11 protein-coding genes are annotated in these 18,622 nt (G+C 55.8%); 6 read left to right on the top strand and 5 right to left on the bottom strand.

From position 1 onward, the window contains the following. Positions 1–8: 8 nt before the first annotated feature. The 3 genes from AWR26_RS04505 to AWR26_RS04495 are packed head-to-tail and all read right to left on the bottom strand — an operon-like array spanning position 9 to position 2,523. Positions 9–821: a MetQ/NlpA family ABC transporter substrate-binding protein gene (locus AWR26_RS04505; RefSeq protein WP_043956721.1), complete on the bottom strand. Its 813-nt coding sequence runs from the start codon at positions 819–821 to the stop codon at positions 9–11. Positions 822–839: 18 nt separating this feature from the next. Then, positions 840–1,508, bottom strand: a complete 669-nt coding sequence (locus tag AWR26_RS04500; protein WP_064563911.1) for a methionine ABC transporter permease — start codon at positions 1,506–1,508, stop codon at positions 840–842. After that, a complete protein-coding gene (locus AWR26_RS04495; RefSeq protein ID WP_007370322.1) occupies positions 1,501–2,523 on the bottom strand; it encodes a methionine ABC transporter ATP-binding protein in 1,023 nt (340 codons plus the stop codon). The genes AWR26_RS04500 and AWR26_RS04495 overlap by 8 nt, the downstream gene beginning before the upstream one ends. Before the next feature lie 394 nt (positions 2,524–2,917). On the opposite strand from AWR26_RS04495, the gene AWR26_RS04490 reads away from it, so the two are divergent. Then, positions 2,918–4,288 (top strand): pyridoxal-phosphate dependent enzyme, encoded by a 1,371-nt coding sequence (locus AWR26_RS04490; protein ID WP_064563909.1) that lies wholly within the window; start codon positions 2,918–2,920, stop codon positions 4,286–4,288. A gap of 10 nt (positions 4,289–4,298) precedes the next feature. Beyond that, complete coding sequence (locus AWR26_RS04485) at positions 4,299–5,441, top strand: trans-sulfuration enzyme family protein (protein ID WP_043956718.1); 1,143 nt, start codon at positions 4,299–4,301, stop codon at positions 5,439–5,441. A 30-nt stretch (positions 5,442–5,471) separates the two neighbouring features. On the opposite strand, the gene AWR26_RS04480 is transcribed toward AWR26_RS04485, so the two are convergent. After that, entirely contained in the window at positions 5,472–6,791 is a 1,320-nt protein-coding gene (locus AWR26_RS04480) for a sensor domain-containing diguanylate cyclase (protein ID WP_064563904.1), read from the bottom strand. 906 nt (positions 6,792–7,697) lie between these two features. Then, positions 7,698–9,353 carry a sensor domain-containing protein gene (locus tag AWR26_RS04475; RefSeq protein ID WP_064563902.1) on the bottom strand — a complete coding sequence of 552 codons (1,656 nt, stop codon included), beginning with the start codon at positions 9,351–9,353 and terminating at the stop codon, positions 7,698–7,700. 562 nt (positions 9,354–9,915) lie between these two features. On the opposite strand from AWR26_RS04475, the gene AWR26_RS04470 reads away from it, so the two are divergent. The 4 genes from AWR26_RS04470 to AWR26_RS04455 all read left to right on the top strand — a co-directional run bounded on the left by AWR26_RS04470 (position 9,916) and on the right by AWR26_RS04455 (position 18,617). Then, entirely contained in the window at positions 9,916–10,308 is a 393-nt protein-coding gene (locus AWR26_RS04470) for a hypothetical protein (RefSeq protein ID WP_064563898.1), read from the top strand. 182 nt (positions 10,309–10,490) lie between these two features. Then, positions 10,491–12,608, top strand: coding sequence for a UDP-forming cellulose synthase catalytic subunit (gene bcsA / locus AWR26_RS04465; protein ID WP_074922547.1), 2,118 nt, complete (start codon positions 10,491–10,493; stop codon positions 12,606–12,608). Beyond that, positions 12,598–14,922: a cellulose biosynthesis cyclic di-GMP-binding regulatory protein BcsB gene (gene bcsB, locus AWR26_RS04460; RefSeq protein WP_064563894.1), complete on the top strand. Its 2,325-nt coding sequence runs from the start codon at positions 12,598–12,600 to the stop codon at positions 14,920–14,922. The genes bcsA and bcsB overlap by 11 nt, the downstream gene beginning before the upstream one ends. Next, positions 14,919–18,617 (top strand): cellulose biosynthesis protein BcsC, encoded by a 3,699-nt coding sequence (locus tag AWR26_RS04455; protein ID WP_064563892.1) that lies wholly within the window; start codon positions 14,919–14,921, stop codon positions 18,615–18,617. Before bcsB ends, AWR26_RS04455 begins: the two co-directional genes overlap by 4 nt. Positions 18,618–18,622: the final 5 nt, after the last annotated feature.

Raw genomic sequence — 18,622 nt, 5'->3', positions numbered from 1 at the left:
GAAGGGGATCAGTTGTTAACCGGGATCACCGCACCTTTATATTTGGTACGGATCCAGTCCTGAATCTCTTTGGAGTGCAGCACGTTCACCAGCGCCACGATATCTTTTTTCTTCTCGTCGCCGCGGTGTACGGTGATGATGTTGGCATACGGGTTGTTTTCACCGCTCTCAACGGCGATCGGATCGTGTACCGGATCCAGGCCCGCATCGATGGCGTAGTTGGCGTTGATCACCACCGCATCGCCTTCATTGTTGTTATACATCTGCGGCAGCAGCGCCGCTTCCACGTTCGGCAGGAACTTCAGTTTTTTCGGGTTCTCAACGATATCGTCGATACGCGCCGTCACTTTATCCACGCCCGGTTTCAGCTTGATCACGCCCGCTTTTTCGAAGATGGAGAGGATACGCCCCTCTTCAGAAACGGCATCACGCATGATCACTTTGCCGCCTTCCGGCAGATCTTTCAGCGATTTGTATTTTTTAGAGTAGATACCAATCGGCTCGATATGGATCGCACCGGCGCTGACGAAATCATAGGATTTGTCGCCCGCATGATCTTTGATAACGCTGTTCAGGTACGGAATGTGCTGGAAGTAGTTGGCATCCAGTTCGCGGCTGGCCAGCGCGGTGTTCGGCAGAATGTAATCCTGGAACGGTTTGATCTCGAGATCGATGCCCTGCTTCGCCAGAATCGGTTTCGCCTGCTCAAGGATTTCCGCGTGCGGCACGTTGGATGCGCCGACGGTCAGGGTATCCGCCCAGGAGGAGAAGCTCAGAACGCTAAGGGTTGCTGCGGCAATCAGTGTCAGTGTTTTTTTCATGATGGTGGTTTCCAATAATTATCGTTTATCTAACAGAGAAGTGATCACGTCGCCGCAGAACTGAATAATGAAGACGATGATAAGAATAGTCACCGTCGCCACCAGCGTGACGTCGTTGTGGTTGCGCTGGAATCCTTCCAGATAAGCAAGATTGCCCAACCCGCCCGCGCCAATAACCCCGGCCATGGCGCTGTAGCTCACCAGCGCAATCAGCGTCACGGTAATACCGGACACCAGCGCAGGTGATGATTCAGGCAGTAACACCCGAAAGACCAGTGTGCTCAGCCGCGCGCCCATTGAACGCGTCGCCTCGATCACCCCTTTATCCACCTCGCGCAGCGCAATCTCGACTAAGCGCGCGTAAAACGGTGCCGCACCGACAATCAGCGCGGGCAGCGCGGCATTCGCGCCGAGAATGGTCCCGACGATGGTTTTGGTAAAAGGAATCAACAGCACAATCAAAATGATGAACGGGATAGAGCGGAAAACGTTCACCAGAATCGAAATCACGCTATACAGCGTGCGGTTCTGGAACAGCCCGCCGCGCGCCGTCAGAAACAGCGCCAGCCCCAGCAAAATTCCCAGTACGAACGTTGCCGCGCCGGAGAGCGCCGTCATATATAACGTCTCTTGCGTCGCCGCCCAGAGTTGCTCCCATTTCAGATGCGGGAAGAAAGAGTCAGCCATGTGTTACGACCTCGCTTGCAATATCGGTGTTGCGCAAATCCGCAAGGATATTGTCCAGTTGTTCCGGGGTCGCCTTCACGTGCACCCATAATTGTCCAAAAACACCATGTGCCGTCTGCGACATCTTGCCGTGCAGAATATTGAACGGCAGACCGTAACGCAGCGTCAGTTCACCGACGATCGGCTGGTGCGTACTGTGGCCGGTAAACGTCAGCTTAATCACCGTACCGTCGAGATCGCTGTTCAACTCCGGGTTGAACGTCTCTTCTTCTTTATACTGGCTTACCTGGCGCACAAACTGGCGGGTAATCGGCTGCTGCGGATGGGTAAAGACGTTCAGCACGTCGCCCTCTTCCACCACTTTGCCGTTCTCCATCACCGCGACCCGATCGCAGATCTTGCGCACCACGTGCATTTCATGGGTGATCAGCACGATGGTCAGTTTGAAGCGGCGATTAATATCCAGCAGCAGATCGAGGATTTGATCGGTGGTCTGCGGATCCAGCGCCGAGGTCGCTTCATCGCACAGCAGGACGTCCGGGTTATTTGCCAGCGCACGCGCAATGCCAACGCGCTGTTTCTGCCCGCCGCTAAGCTGCGACGGATAGGCATTCTCGCGGCCTTTCAGCCCCACCAGCTCGATCAACTCCGCCACGCGGGCCTGAATTTTCGCTTTTGGTGCACCGGCAATCTGCATAGAAAAGGCGATGTTTTCGCTGACCGTGCGCGACCACAATAAATTGAAGTGCTGGAAGACCATGCTGATCTTCAGACGCGCCTGGCGCAGGGCTTCGCCCTTTGCTTGTGCAATATCCTGACCGTTAATCACCACGCTGCCGCTGGTCGGCTTTTCCAGCCCGTTCAGCAAACGGATCAGCGTACTTTTTCCGGCGCCGCTGTAGCCGATAATCCCGTAAATTTGCCCCTGCTCAACCGTCAGATTGACGCTGTCGACGGCGGTAATCGATGCCTTTCCCTGGTCGAAAATTTTGGAAATATTCCTTAGCACGATCATTCGTTGATGTTTCCGTTTGGCGGTTTAGCAGTATGGATGTCCAGATGATAATAATCAGCCACAGTTATATTTCAAATAACTAAATATCACTCACTTATAACCAAACGCGCTAAAAGCGGCGGAATGCGGAATTTGGCCATAAGGATTTTTTTCGCAATCTATTGCCGAAAAACGCATAACTCCGGCAAAGAAGCGACAAAAAGTGCATGAAATCAGCGCAAAACGACGTTTTTTAGCTGTTAACACGTCCGGACGACTATACGGCTCTCCTTCCCGATGGCTAAACAGAGCTTTATATTTCCATTTGTTCTAAACGCCGAATAAAGATTCTTTAAAAGCGAAAAATGACAGACCTATCATCCGTGCATCAGTTTTTTCCACGGGTGAATACACAATGTCTGTCTTCCATTCAGTAACCGAATTGATCGGCCAAACGCCGCTGTTGCAGTTGCATAAACTGGCAAGCGGCCCCTGCGAATTATTTCTCAAACTGGAAAACCAGAACCCCGGCGGTTCGATTAAAGACCGCGTGGCGCTGTCGATGATCAATGAAGCCGAACGGCTGGGTTTGCTCGCGCCTGGCGGCACGATTATTGAAGCCACCGCCGGAAATACCGGGCTGGGGCTGGCGCTGATCGCCGCGCAAAAAGGCTATTCGCTGATCCTGGTGGTGCCAGACAAAATGAGCCGCGAGAAGATTTTCCACCTGCGTGCGCTGGGGGCAAAAGTGGTGCTGACGCGCTCCGACGTCAACAAAGGTCATCCGGCCTATTACCAGGATTATGCCCGCCGTCTGGCGGAGGAAACGCCGGGAGCGTTTTACATCGATCAGTTCAACAACGAAGCCAACCCTCTGGCGCACGCGACCACGACCGCACCGGAAATTTTCGCCCAGCTCGACGGGCGAATTGACGCCATCGTTGTCGGCGTGGGTTCCGGCGGCACGCTTGGCGGTTTACAGGCTTGGTTCGCGCAACATTCGCCGCACACCGAGTTCGTGCTGGCGGATCCGGCAGGATCGATTCTCGCCGATCAGGTTGAAACCGGTCGTTATGGCGAGCCAGGCTCCTGGCTGGTTGAAGGTATCGGTGAGGATTTTATTCCGCCGCTGGCGCAGATCGACGGCGTGCATAAAGCCTTCCGCGTCACTGACCGTGAAGCCTTTGCCACCGCCCGCGAGTTGCTGCAACAGGAGGGTATTCTGGCAGGATCGTCCACCGGCACCCTGCTCAGCGCCGCACTGCGTTACTGTCAGGCGCAAACTTCGCCAAAACGGGTGGTCACTTTCGCCTGCGATAGCGGCAACAAATACCTGTCGAAAATGTTTAATGACGACTGGATGCGCCAGCAAGGTCTGCTGACGCGCCCGTCAAATGGCGATCTCACGGATTTTATCGCCCTGCGTCACGACGAAGGCGCCACCGTTACTGCCGCGCCGGAAGATAGCCTCGCCGCCGTGCTGGCACGCATGCGGCTGTATGACATTTCGCAACTGCCGGTACTGGAAAACGGCCAACTGGTCGGCATCGTCGATGAGTGGGATCTGATAAGCCACGTGCAGGGCGACAGCCAGCGCTTCTCCCTGCCGGTTCGCCAGGCGATGACGCGTAACGTAGAAATTCTCGATAAGCATGCGCCGGAAAGCGCACTGCGCAACATTTTCGATCGCGGCCTGGTGGCGGTGATCGCCGATAACGGCCGCTTTGTCGGCCTGATAACCCGCAGCGATGTGCTGACGACCTGGCGCAATCGTCTTGAACAATAAGGAAAACAAAATGAAAAACCTGGCAACGCAAAGCGTCCACAGCGGCGTCTTCAACGACCAACACGGCGCGGTCATGCCGCCGATTTATGCCACCTCCACCTTTGCACAGCCTGCGCCGGGCCAGCACACCGGCTATGAATATTCGCGCAGCGGCAACCCGACGCGCCACGCGCTGGAAACGGCTATCGCCGAACTGGAAGGCGGCACACGCGGTTATGCTTTTGCCTCCGGTCTCGCCAGTATCTCCACGGTACTGGAACTGCTGGATAAAGACAGCCATCTGGTGGCGATTGATGATGTCTATGGCGGCACGTATCGCCTGATTGAAAACGTGCGCCGCCGCAGCGCCGGGTTGCAGGTTAGCTGGGTGAAACCGGACGATCTGGCCGGGCTGGAAGCCGCCATTCGCCCGGAAACTAAAATGATCTGGGTGGAAACGCCCACCAACCCGCTGTTGAAGCTGGCGGATCTGGCCGCTATCGCCGCCATCGCCAAACGTCACAACGTGCTGAGCGTGGCGGATAACACCTTCGCATCGCCGGTGATCCATCGCCCGCTGGAGCTGGGTTTCGATATTGTGGTGCACTCCGCCACCAAATACCTGAACGGCCATTCGGATGTGGTTGCCGGTCTGGCGGTAGTGGGTGATAACCCGCAACTGGCGGAAAAACTCGGTTACCTGCAAAACGCCGTCGGCGGCGTGCTCGATCCCTTCAGCAGTTTCCTGACGCTGCGCGGTATCCGCACCCTTTCCCTGCGCGTGGAGCGCCACAGCAGCAACGCGCTGGCGCTTGCCCGCTGGCTGGAGCAGCAACCGCAGGTGGAAAAAGTGTGGTTTCCGTGGCTGGAATCCCACCCGCAGTATCAACTGGCCCGCACGCAGATGGCGCTGCCGGGCGGCATGATTTCCGTGGTGGTGAAAGGCGACGATGCGCGGGCAACGGAGATCATCAATAAATTAACCCTGTTTACACTGGCCGAGAGCCTCGGCGGCGTCGAAAGCCTGGTCAGCCAGCCATTCAGCATGACGCACGCCTCAATCCCGCTGGAACAGCGACTGGCGAACGGCATTACGCCACAACTGATTCGCCTGTCGGTGGGTATTGAAGATGAAAAGGATCTGATTGCCGACTGGAAACAGGCGTTGGCCTGAAACATTAAAAGGGAGCCTGATGGCTCCCTTTTAGCTGCAAGAAGTGTCCCGCGCGGAAACGACCTGGTTGCGTCCCTGCCTTTTCGCCGCATAGAGTGCGGTGTCAGCCCGATGGATCAGGCCGCTGGCAATCATATGCAGCGGTTTATCCTCACACTCCGGCTGCCCGGCCTGCAGTGTCGCCACGCCAATGCTGATGGTGATGAAGCCGATGGGGCTGGCGGCGTGCGGCATCTGTAGCGCGCTGACACTACTGCGCACGCCTTCAGCCATCCCCATCGCCTGCGCCAAATCGGTGCCGGGTAAGATAATCAGAAACTCTTCGCCGCCATAGCGGCTGACATTATCATTGCTGCGCAGTTGCGATGCGGTCAGGGTTTTGGCAACGATGCGCAGGCAGTCATCTCCGGCCTGATGTCCCTGGCTGTCGTTGTAATTTTTGAAGTAATCGATATCCGCCAGGCAAACCGACAGCGGAAAATCCTCCTGCAACGCGCGGGCGATCTCCGCCAGCAGGCACTCATCCATATAGCGGCGGTTAAACAAGCCGGTCAGATGGTCGAGCTGGGCGTACTGTTGCAGCACTTTATTCGCGCTGGCGAGCTTATGCTCCGCATGACGACGCTCGGTGATATCCACCCAGGTCACCGATAAACCGACGACCGCATCCATCGCATCGCGCACCGGCACCGACTGAATATCGTAGCAGCGATCGCGCCAGCCGAGTTCGCGTGAAGGCAACTCTTCTCCATTGTCAGCAAGGGCAAAATCGGTAAGGAAAAAGGGCCAGTAATCGGGCATCAACTGCTGAACATGGCTTTCAAAGCCTTGCGGCACAGTGTTCCCCAACAGCTTCGCCATCGCTTTGTTGGACATCACCATTCGCCCCTGGCGATCGATCATGCACAGCGCCACCGGCGTGGTTTCATAGATGGTTTCCAGTTGCAGAACCCGCTCGCCAAGGTTGGAGATATTGCGATCGATGCCGCGATAACCACGCAGCTCCCCCTGCTCATCAAACAGCGGAATGCCGCTGGTCTCCAGCACCACAATGCTGCCATCAGCACGCTGGTTACGGTTTACCAGGCCGGAAAAAGCCCGCTTTTCCATCACGATCGCGCCAAACGCGCCTGCCACGCGTTCGGCTTCACCCGGCGGCATAAAATCGAAGGGCGTTTTGCCAATGACCTCTTTCGGCGACACACCAAGCAGCTCCGTGACCACCTCGGAAGACCAGGTATAACGTCCCTGCGCATCCACTTCCCAAACCCAGTCTGAATTATTGTTCAGCAGCTCGAAGAGGTGCCGGGTATCTTCATCCTGGTGATCAACTTTTTTTTCATTATTCATGATCTTGTTCCGCATGACCCGCTATGCGCTTAACGACTCTTTAGTGAGCGAGATAGCGTTTCTCGCCGATCCCTGCGTCCTGATATTCACCCTGCCAGAATGCGCCCAGGTCGCAAGAGAACCACCATAATATAACTACCTGTAATACATAAACTGCCGACTATACATAAGAAAGTGAATCAGATTCGCACGTATTTGCCTGATGGCTGGCGGCGCTCCCCGATCCTGCGGGTCTATTGCGACCATACCTGCGCGGTCGTCCATCAAGAGAAGCCATCATAGCCTCGTTGCGCAACATTGCGTCAGGCTTTTTCGTTATCACCGCTCCGTATTCGCCGCTGGCGGTATTTATTTATGCAATCATGGTTATTAATACTGAATAATAGAAAGTAGCTATCGCTATAAATTAATTTCCCCAAAGCTAAATTTGCGCGTGGATTTTTTATTTTTTACAGGTAATATGATTTTTCTTCACTTATTAAGCGTCGTCAAAAAAATATCAGCGAACGGTATTTCTATATATATAAGTGAATTAATAAACATCATCTATAAAACAAAAAATGACGCCCATCCCGCTGGCGCGCCATCGTTCATCGCTTTTCATACATGCCCACCCGGCAAGGGCTGGCATCGGTTTATTATCGGCCTGGGTAATATTTCATTATGAACATCGACACGAGCAAAAATAAAACCACCAGCACTAATCCCGCACGGCAAGCGCATCGTCAAATGTCATGGGGAATGCTATTTTTCTGCTTATTTCTGGTGGCACTGAAATTCTTCAGTTAGGCGGCAAGGTAATATTATTAAAAAAGAAATAAAATAATCCCCCGGCACTGGACGCGCACCGGGGGTTATTCCGGCCTGATATTCCTTTCAGACCTGGGCCACTGCTACCTTGCAATTTCACTCATAACGCATTTCGGGCTGTAACCGGCTTTGCACCCATCCCGCCAGTGCAGATGCATTCAGGGCGCGGGAGTAGAGATAGCCCTGGGCAATGTCGCACTGTAAATCGCGCAGTTGATTACGCTGCTGCTCGGTTTCCACCCCTTCGGCAACCACGGTCTGATGCAGACTTTGGCCGATTTTCACTACCGTCGTGGCGATAGCTTTCATTTTGCTGCCTTCGCTGAGATCGCGCATAAAGCTCTGGTCGATTTTCAGCTCCGTCATCGGTAAATGCGCCAGACGCGACAGGCAGGAGAAGCCGGTGCCAAAATCGTCCATCGACAGCCCAACGCCCAGTTCGCGAACCGCGCAGATCACCTTCATCGTTTCCGGGCGTTTGTCCATCATCACCCCTTCGGTGATCTCTATGGTCAGGCAGCTTGACGGAATGCGGTATTGCCGCAGCAGATAAGAGATGTAATGCGGCAGACTGCTGTTATAAAAGTTGATCGGCGAAAGATTTACCGATACCACCGGCACATGAATACCGTTACTGCGCCATTCCGCCATCTGGCGGCAAGCTTCATGAAGTGTCCAGCGACCAATGGCTTCAATCTCGCCGGTCTCTTCGGCCAGGGTGATGAATTTTCCTGGGGGAACATCGCCCAGTACCGGATCGGTCCAGCGCGCCAGCGCTTCCACACCATAAAGCTCGCCATTCTTCAGCCATATTTGCGGTTGATAGTGCAAATGCAGCAAATTGCTGGCGATGGCGAGCTTCAGCGCCGCCGCCAGTTTTAAACGTTCCTGATCGACCTGATTCATCTCGGTGCTGAAGAAGAGATAACCGCCGGACGCCGCCGCCTTCGCCAGATGCGAAGCGTGGTTGGCATGTTTGAGCAAGCCATCGCGCGAAACGCCGTGATCCGGGTACAGGCTGATACCGGTGCTGACCGTCACATTCAGCGCCAGATCGGCAACATTAAACGGCATTCGGAACAGCGCCTGGATCTTCTGCGCAATGCTGGTCGCGCGGGTGTAATCGCAATCCGGGATCACCAGCACAAACGCATCGCTGTCGGCGTGGCTGACAAACCCCTGGCGGGAGAACTCTGTCATCAGACGCTGTGCAATCGCCACCAGCACGTTATCCCCTGCGGCGTAGCCCAGCGCATCATTGACGTCTTTAAAATGATCGAGATCGAGGAAGAAAAACGCCGCGCGATCGCACACGCTGCTGGCCAGCGTCTGATCAATATACTGATGCAGCGCGCCGCGATTCGGCAGCCCGGTAAGCCGGTCAAAGGTCGAGAGCTTGGTGACGCGCTCCTGATCGATGTGCACGACAATGCGGCAAGGAGAACCGATGCTGCCACAACCTTCATAACTAATGGTCGCGGCCAGCGATGTCTCTTCACCGGTAGCGGAGATCACCGTTAACGCACGCTCACTTTCGGTGCCTGTCGGCATCACATCGAGTGAGCCGAACAACGGAATAGCGGAGGCTTTACACCCCAGCACAGAAATTCGCGGATAGCCCCATAATTTCTCCGCCGCACGATTAAAGAAAAACACGGTTTCCATACTATCCAGTAGTACGACAGCATCGTGAACATTTTCGAGTGCGGCAAGCATATTATCAGAGCCGAAAATATCATTTTCAGAATGCATAATCTTTTTTTCTTAAAGAAGAGTTCGCCGACATCCTAATTGAAAAAATAACCAGGTTCAATATCAACCAACCGCAATATTAATAAAGGGTGTCATTTATAGACAAACTCAATATATACAATGCAATTTATCGTTAAAGAAACAACGGGCACGGACGATAAATAACAAATGATGCAAAAAAAGCGAATTATGGATAAATAATGAAGATTGCGACCTTTCGTAATTATTAATTAAAAGACTGACCCTCCGCGCAGCGATAATTTTTTCTTCTACGCTGGCTATAATGCCCATGCAGACTGGGTTTGCTTCACGATGCAGTGATAATTAAAGGCGTTATTTATAGATGCATTAAATAAGTTTATTACTATTTATCGATAACGTCACTTGACCTTGGCTGACCGCCGCCGACAGTATATAAGGAAATTCTCATTTAAAGCGAATGACGGGAATTTTTATTGATACCGTCTATTTAGCTTTAGCGCCCTGCACAGTCGCACGGTAATAGAGAAGGCGTATTGCTTATTATAGTTCGTATTCAACACATCGGGGTCAGGCAAACACTATGTACGATGATTTAGGTTCTTTGGCTGAAAAACTGAAAATGTCCGGTGTTTCTTTCCAGGAAATGACTGAAGATGGTGAAACAATGCAAGCAGTAACCACAACAGCAGCAGTACCCGACATCAGCAATGAAGTGCAGGAACCCACGGTTGCCGTCAGCCCGGCTGCAAACCGTAAGGATGCCAGCCATGTCAGCGCTCCGGCGGGCATTCCTGCCAACACCCTCTCCTGGCCGAAAAGCAAACCGGTACCCGTTGCCGCGCCAGAAGCCTTCGCGACACCGGCCGGCGGTATTCTGGACAGCGTTGCGGCCATCAGCCGCCCGGCTGAAGTTGAAATTCGCGAACGCAATCCGGTTCGTCTGGATATGTTATTTACGGTGATTGGTAAATAAATGCCAACGGGTGAAATCGCCGTGTGGCAATAATAAAGCACGATTTATCATATCCTGTCAGCCAATAATGTCGCGGTATTTCGCGCGACAAAGATGAGTCGGCCAGGTTATGAATTTTAACAGGTCACCGGAACAGTTTTGTGCCGGTCTGCCTTTATTCTATTCTGTGCAAGATTATAAACATGAAAAAAATCATCAGATTTATTTTCACGCTGGTACTACTTTTATTATCGCTCCTGGTGGTCATTACGCCGATGAACAGCGATAAACAATACCTCTTTGGCCTGAGCGTGATGGCTGCTGTATTAATTCTTGGCCGGGTGAAAAGCAAAAAAGCAGTGTTAGCGATGCTGACACTCTCGGTACTGATGTCCACGCGTTATATCTGGTGGCGCGCCACCACCACGTTGCATTTCGATTCAACGCTGGAAATGCTGCTCGGCAGCTTGCTGTTTGCGGCAGAAATATATTCGTGGACGATTCTGTTACTCGGTTATATTCAAATGGCCTGGCCATTAGAACGCCCTATTGCGCCATTACCACCAGATAAATCCACCTGGCCGACGGTCGATATTTATGTGCCGTCATATAATGAAAGTCTCGATGTCGTGCGCGATACCGTACTGGCGGCGCAGTGTATTGAATATCCGCAGGACAAAGTCAAAGTTTATATTCTTGACGATGGCAAACGCGATGAATTCCGCGATTTCGCCGCCGAAGCGGGCGTCCATTACATCATCCGCCCGGATAACAGCCACGCGAAGGCGGGCAACCTGAACCACGCCATGACCCTCACCCAGGGTGAGCTGATTTGCGTGTTCGATTGCGACCACGTTGCCACGCGCGTCTTTTTGCAGGCTACCGTCGGCGAGTTTTTCCGCGATGAAAAACTGGCGCTGATCCAGACACCGCACCACTTCTACTCGCTCGATCCGTTTGAACGCAACCTGACGGCAGCAAAACGCGTTCCGCACGAAGGCGCGCTGTTCTACGGCCCGGTACAACAAGGCAACGACAACTGGAATGCCACCTTCTTCTGCGGCTCCTGCGCGGTGATCCGTCGCAGCGCATTAAATGAAGTGGGCGGTTTCGCGGTAGAAACGGTGACCGAAGATGCCCACACCGCTCTGAAATTACAGCGTCGCGGCTGGAACACGGCATTCCTCGATATTCCGCTGGCGGCCGGGCTGGCAACCGAACGGCTGGCGCTGCACGTGAACCAGCGTATTCGCTGGGCGCGCGGCATGACGCAAATTTTCCGTATTGATAACCCGCTGCTCGGGCGCGGCCTGAAGCTGACCCAGCGCATCTGTTACCTCAATGCGATGCTGCACTTCCAGTATGGCCTGCCGCGCGTGGTGTTCCTCACCTCGCCGCTGGTGTTTATGTTGTTCAACCTCAACATTATCTCGTCATCTGCGACGCTGATTTTCGCCTACGTGCTGCCGCATCTGGTGCTCTCCACGATGGTGAACTCGCGCATTACCGGCCGTTACCGTTACGCGTTCTGGGGCGAAATCTACGAGACGGTGATGGCATACCACCTGATCCTGCCGACGCTGCTGAGCCTGATTTCACCGCGGCTGGGGAAATTCAACGTGACCGACAAAGGCGATCTGACGGACCGCGACTACTTCGACGCGCACACCGTGCGCCCGCTGATCATCACCACGCTGCTGATGGTCGGCAGCATGATCTGGGTGGGCGTGCGCTACTTTATGCACGACTACGCCGGGATCGACCCGCGCGTCATTCTGTTCAATATCGCGTGGGGCACTTTCAGTACCATCATTTTGCTGGCCTCGATTGCCGTGGCGAAAGAGACCAAACAGATCCGCAAAACTATCCGTATTTACGCCCGCCTGCCGGTGACCGTGCTCTTTTCCGACGGATCCAGAATGCAGACCCGTACCTTTGATATCTCGATGGGCGGCGCGCGCGTGGCGCTGGTGAAAGGGGAAGATCTGAGCAGCAAAACCCCGGTCCGTATCGAGCTGGGTCTGGGCGGTGAGATTGCTCATGTGCCCATTCTCTCTGCAGGCACCGGCGTCGGCGATATTCGTCTGGAGTTTGACACGCTGCCGCTGAGCGAGCGCCGCAAGCTGGTTCGCGTGGTGCTCTCCCGCGCGGATGCCTGGTATCGTCCGCCGCATGCGCCGGATCGCCCACTCGCTTCCTTTTTGGGGATTTTGCAGTGCGTGTATGAACTGTTTTTCGGCCGCAAAAAAATGGCGGGCGGTTTTAACAGCCAGATGAAGGTCGTCGCGAAAAAGCAGGAAGAGGTTAACAATGCGCTGTAAGCCTATCGCACTTGCTACCCTGCTTGCCTGTTCGGTGCATACTCCGGCGTTTGCGCTCTCAAGCGATAACGACGCGCCGCCGACGCTGCCAACGCCGCTTTCGCTGCAAGGAAAAACAGCTGTGCAGCCGCAGCAGGCGGCTGTGGCGAATACCAGCAACCAGAATATCGCCAGCACCCTGAGCTTTGGCGATATGGGCGCAACTGGCGGGCTGACGCTCTCCGGCCAGCAGTTGCAAAACGGGGTGTCGTTCAACCTGCCGGGCGATCTGGTGATCACCGACGCACACATCAGCCTGAATGTGCAGGTCAACCGCAGCGATGTCAGCGGCGAAAACCTGCAACTGATGCTGAATGGTCAGCCGCTGGGCGCCATCCCGCTCGATCAGTTGCAGCAGGATAAAGGCTACTGGCAACTGGATGTCCCGGCCTCGATGGTCGCCTCCAGCAACAACCTCAGCTTCCAGCTGAAAACCGGTGACGACATTATTAATAATGTCTGGAGCTGCCAGCGCCCGCTGCCTGCCGATTATAAAGTGACATTACAGCCGGAATCATCGCTGAACTATCAGGGATTGTGGCTGAACGTCCGCAAAACGCTGGGCACATTCCCGCGCCCCTTCGTCGATATCAAACAGACCAAAGATCAGGCGATCAGCATAGCTTACCCGGCGGCGCCGGATGCGGATGTGCTGACCGCATCAGCGATTGTCGCCTCGCAGTTTGGCGCATTAAGCAACGGCAAACCCAGCCGCTTTGACGTGCAGTACGATGCCCTGCCCGTTGGCAACGGCATTCTGATTGGCAAACCGGGCCAGACCATTGGCGGCGTCACCCTGCCGGAAACCAACGGTGCGGCATTGCAGGTGATTGATAACCCGCAAAACCCGGCCTGGAAACTGCTGATCATTAGCGGCCGCAACGAGATGCAGCTACGCCAGGCGGCGTGGCGTTTGACATTACCGGCGCTGCCGGACAGCGACACGCTGGATGTGCCGACACTGAAAATCGCCCAGCGAGCCGCCTACGATGCGCCGCGCTGGATCAACACTGAACATCCGGTTGCCGTGCGCTCGCTGCTGACGGATGAGAGTGCACTGATTGCCCACGGCGTCTGGCACGGCGAGAACCGTCTGCCGTTTCGTACCGCGCCGGATCTGTTCCTGTGGGATGGTTCCTCCGTACCGCTGCACCTCAACTACAGCTTTGCGCAGAAAAACTGGATTGACGATCAGGACTCCTTCCTCAACGTCAGCCTGAACGGCGAGTTCCTTAAACGTCTGCCGGTCAGTAAAGAGGGGATGCTGGCACCGGTGCTGTCGATGCTCGGTTTATCGCAGCGCCAGCAGAGCGCGGTGGTCAACATCGATCCGCGTGCCATTCTCGGCAGCAATCAACTCGGTTTCTGGTTCGGTCTGAAAGCGCAGAAAAACGCTCCCTGCAACGCCATGGCGGATGAGAACATCCAGAGCCGGATTGACGGTGATTCAACGCTCGATTTCAGCCGTGCCTGGCACTTCGGCAAGCTGCCGAACCTGGCGTGGTTCAGCAGTGCAATGTTCCCGTTCACGCGCCATGCTGACCTCGCGCAAACCACGGTGCTGATGCCTGCGCACCCTACGGTTGATGACGCCACCGTGCTGCTCAACCTGATGGCGCAATCCGGGCGCGACACGGGCGTTACCGCCAACTACTTGCACCTCTATACCGGGCTGCCCGGCCAGGAAGAGGCGCAACAACAGTTGGCCGACAGCGATGTGCTGGCGATTGGCAGCCTGAGCAACGGCGAGATGCTGAATCCGCTGCTGCAAAACAGCGCCTTTGCGTTGAATGAAAATACGCTGGAAGTGAAAACCGCCAGTGCCGTAAGCCGCGTGTTATCGCTGCTGCGCGGCGATCAGGCACGCACGGATATGGATGCGGCTGAGTATCTCAGCGACAACAATCAGTGGCGCGGCCTGCTGAGCCTGCGCTCGCCGTGGAACGCGCAACGCGTGGTGGTGATCGCAACAGCAACCGACAACCACCAGCTTTCGCAACTGGCGGAAGACATGAACAAACCGGCCTTTCTCTCCGCCGCCGGGGGGGATTTCACCGCCGTCAACAGCGCCGGGGACGTCAAAAGCTGGCGGGTGGGCGAGCAATTCACCAGCGGCAACCTGCCCGGTTATATGAAAATTTTGTGGTTCGCCAGCGAGCATATTTTCTGGCTGGTCGCCCTTGCCTGCCTGATTGCTGCGGTTTCCGGGCCGATGCTGTTCACCCTACTTCAGCGCCACGCCCAACAACGCCTGCAGGATAAAACAAAAAAATGAATACGCGTAAACAACTGACGCAGGCTTTTTACCTGCTGTGCCTGGTGGGCGCCAGCCATCCTGCTGCTGCCGATACCGCTGACGCCAGCGCGAATGCGGCCGCAGTGAAAAAACTGCTGGCGCAGGCCAGCTACTGGCACAGCAAAGCGCACGACGATATGGCCATCGATGCGCTGCAAAAAGTACTGGCTGCGGATGATAAGAATATCGACGCCATGTATCTGATGGCGCTTTATCAACTGCAGCAAGGCAACGTGCAGCAATCAGAAGTGTGGCGCAAAAAAATCGCCGATATTTCGCCGCAGGACCCGCGTCTGAGCGCGCTGACCAGCGCCAACACCCTGCGCAATATTCCGCAGGATAAACTCAACGCGGCGCGACAGCTTGCGAGCCGTGGGCAGATTAAAGAGTCTATTGCTGCCTGGCGCGCGCTGTTTAATGGCAATCCACCGCCGGATGACGTGGCGCTGGAGTATTACCAGACCATGGCCGGTGACAGCGCCAGTTGGGGCGAGGCGGTCGCCGCCATGCGTCAGCGTGCCAGCGTGATGCCGGACGACGAACCCACGAAAAAGGCGCTGGCGATGGCGCTCACTTATCAGGAATCCACGCGCCGGGAAGGGATCGCCCTGCTCAGCACGCTGGCTGCCGATGATAAAAGCGCCGACAAAGCCTTACAGCAAGCGCTGCTATGGCTGGATGCCAAAGCCAGCGATCTGCCAGCGTATACTGCCTGGGCGCAGCGCCATCCGGAAGACAGCGCGCCGATGGATCACTACCGTAAAAGCGTGGAAGGCGATGCCACCAAAGCGGGCTTTGATGCATTGAACGGCGGCGATCTCGGCAGCGCCAAAGATCGCTTCTCCGAAGCGCTGCAAACCCGCGCCAATAATGGCAATGCGCTGGCCGGGATGGGCTATGTCGCACTGCGGCAGAACAACTTTGCCGATGCCGAGAAATTCCTGCGCCGCGCGGCACAGGAAGATGCCAGCAACCTGAACAGCGCGCAGTGGATAAAAGATGCCGATAACGCCCGTTTCTACGCCGCGCTGGGCCAGGCCCGTAGCCTGAGCCAGAAAGGCAGCTACGACCAGGCACTGGCAAGTTTGCAGAGCGGCAACAGCAGCGATGAAAACCAGCAGCAGGCGGCGGGTATGTTGCGGGCCGATATCCTGCGGCGTCAGGGCAAGTTGTCGCAATCCGAAGAGGTGTACCGCCAGTTGCTGGCGCAGCGCCCACAGAATACCGATATCCGTACTGGTTTGTGGTGGGTGCTGAAGCAGCAGAATAAACAGGCAGAAGCAGACGCCATGCTGCAAACCCTGCCCGCCAGTCTGCGTACCCGTTACGCTGCCGTTGGCGATAACGGCGACAACGAGCGCAAAGCTGCGCAGGCTGCGTTGCAGGCAGGAAATAGCTCACGGGCGATGCAGATCCTGCAAAACGCCTCCGGCAAATACCCACACAATGTCTGGCTGCAACTCGATTACGCCCGCGCACTGCGCAAAGCGGGGCAGAAACAGCAGGCCTCGGCGTTAATGTCTGGCGTGGCGCAACGCGACAGCAGCAATAAAGAGGCGCTGTATGCCGCTGCGGTTTATGCCGCCGAAGAGAACGACTGGTCGCGCGCGCAAAGCCTGCTCGCCCGCGTACCGCGCAGCAGTTACAGCGCCGATATGAGCGCACTGAACACGCGCGTGCAGATCAACCAACAACTGGATATTGCCCGCAACTATCTGCGTCTTGGCAATGCGACAGCGGCGCGCAACTCGTTACTGGCGCTGCAACGTAATCCGCCGCAATCGCCGGTCGATGCGGGCCGTCTTGCTGAATTACTGATGCAGAGCGGCGACAGCGCTGGCGCGCTGCAACTGGTACGCAATAACCAGGCGCAGGGATTACACGGTTCGGTACTGGATTATGCCGGGCAGATCCGCGTGCTAAACCAGGCCGGGCAGTTTGCTGAAGCCGAAAGCTTGCTGAATGCGCCGGTATTGCAAAACGGTGCCAGCGAGCAGGAGATGAGCGCGATCCGCTTAGGCGGTTTGATCGTTCGCGCCGATCGCCTGCGGGAAAAGGGGCAAATCGGCAAAGCCTGGTCGCTGTTGATGCCGGAACTGCAAAACAATCCGACCAATACCGATCTGCTGCTGGCCGTGGCGCGTGTCTACCAGGCCGATCATATGGATGACAAAGCCACGGAAATCTATCAGTACGTGCTGCGTAAGTCGCCACGGGATAAACAGGCGCTGACCGGAATGGTGAATATGGCACTGGCCCGTGGCGATAACGACGAAGCGCGGCGAACCTTTGCCGGGCTGGAGCCGAGCCAGAATGCCGATTATATGCTGCTGGCCGCGCGCGTGGCGGCGGCCAACGGTGAAAACCAGCGGGCGATGTCGCTGCTGCGCACGGCCCAGTGGCATCTGCAACAGAGTGGTGATGACGATAGCGATGAACTGAGTTCGGTGATGTCGCTGCCGTCGCCAACGCGTCAGGCGCAGCTCACGGCAATGAGCGGTATCAACACCATGATGCGCGATCTGCAAGAGAAGAGCGCCACCTGGACCAGCGGCGGCATTTCATTGCGTAGCCGTAATGGCGAATCGGGTCTTGGCGCGCTGGATGAAGTGCAGGCACCGCTGATCCTCTCCGGTGCGGTGGGCGAAAGCACGCGCCTGAGCCTGAACGTCACGCCAACAGCGCTTAACGCTGGCGAGATGTCCGGTGAGGCGGCGAACCGCTTCGGTTCCGGGGCGCTTGAGCATGCGGAGAAACTAGCGGAAGCGGCGGCCAGCACCAGCACCACGACCACTTCGACCAATGCTTCCAGCCAGGGTTCGCAGCAGGCAAACGGCGTGGCGGCAAACCTCAGCCTGAGCGGCGACAGCTACAAACTGGATGTCGGCAGCACACCGACCGGCGGCGAGTTCACCCGTCTGGTGGGCGGCGTGGAGTGGAACCCGAAACTGACGCAGAACAGTTCGCTGAACCTGAAAGCAGAACGCCGTGCCGTCACCGACAGCCTGCTGTCGTATGTTGGGGTAAAGGATAAGAGCACCGGCGAAAGCTGGGGTGGCATTACTCGTAACGGAGTTTCGGCGCAGTACGCCTGGGATAACGACCTGATTGGGCTTTATACCCGTCTGGGCTTCGATACCTACGTCGGAACAAATGTGCCGACCAACCACGCCGTCACCGCGCAGGCGGGCAGCTATCTGCGGCCCTGGAAAACCAGCGACAGCGAGCTGAAAGTGGGGGTGAACGTCAACTATATGAACTTTGACCGCAACCTGAGCTACTACACCCTCGGCCAGGGCGGCTACTTCAGCCCGCAAGATTTTATGGCGGTATCGCTGCCGGTGACGCTGACGCGCCACATTAACGACTGGGATCTGACGCTCAATGGCGCGGTGGGTTATCAATCTTATAAGCAGGATAAGAGCGATTACTTCCCGGGCCACAGCAGCCTGCAAGCAGAATTAAACAGTTACGCCAGCGACGATGACGACGTGGACGCTGTCTACAAAGCCACGTCGAAAAACGGCATTGGCTATACGCTGGGCGTGGATGCGCGTTACCACCTCAGCGACAACCTGGCTCTCGGTGCGAACTTAGGGTACGACACCTTCGGCAGTTATAACGAAGGCAAGGCGTTGGTGTATTTCAAATATTACGTCGATCAAGACAAATAACCCGT

The sequence above is a fragment of the Kosakonia oryzae genome, assembly GCF_001658025.2.
Classification (GTDB): domain Bacteria; phylum Pseudomonadota; class Gammaproteobacteria; order Enterobacterales; family Enterobacteriaceae; genus Kosakonia; species Kosakonia oryzae.
The sequence above is the reverse complement of the archived record's forward strand: the minus strand, read 5'-3'. Positions and strand labels throughout refer to the sequence as shown.

Coding starts and splice junctions, on each gene's coding strand:
- AWR26_RS04505 (WP_043956721.1), bottom strand. CDS start 821: ATGAAAAAAACACTGACACTGATTGCCGCAGCAACCCTTAGCGTTCTG.
- AWR26_RS04500 (WP_064563911.1), bottom strand. CDS start 1,508: ATGGCTGACTCTTTCTTCCCGCATCTGAAATGGGAGCAACTCTGGGCG.
- AWR26_RS04495 (WP_007370322.1), bottom strand. CDS start 2,523: ATGATCGTGCTAAGGAATATTTCCAAAATTTTCGACCAGGGAAAGGCA.
- AWR26_RS04490 (WP_064563909.1), top strand. CDS start 2,918: ATGTCTGTCTTCCATTCAGTAACCGAATTGATCGGCCAAACGCCGCTG.
- AWR26_RS04485 (WP_043956718.1), top strand. CDS start 4,299: ATGAAAAACCTGGCAACGCAAAGCGTCCACAGCGGCGTCTTCAACGAC.
- AWR26_RS04480 (WP_064563904.1), bottom strand. CDS start 6,791: ATGAATAATGAAAAAAAAGTTGATCACCAGGATGAAGATACCCGGCAC.
- AWR26_RS04475 (WP_064563902.1), bottom strand. CDS start 9,353: ATGCATTCTGAAAATGATATTTTCGGCTCTGATAATATGCTTGCCGCA.
- AWR26_RS04470 (WP_064563898.1), top strand. CDS start 9,916: ATGTACGATGATTTAGGTTCTTTGGCTGAAAAACTGAAAATGTCCGGT.
- bcsA (WP_074922547.1), top strand. CDS start 10,491: ATGAAAAAAATCATCAGATTTATTTTCACGCTGGTACTACTTTTATTA.
- bcsB (WP_064563894.1), top strand. CDS start 12,598: ATGCGCTGTAAGCCTATCGCACTTGCTACCCTGCTTGCCTGTTCGGTG.
- AWR26_RS04455 (WP_064563892.1), top strand. CDS start 14,919: ATGAATACGCGTAAACAACTGACGCAGGCTTTTTACCTGCTGTGCCTG.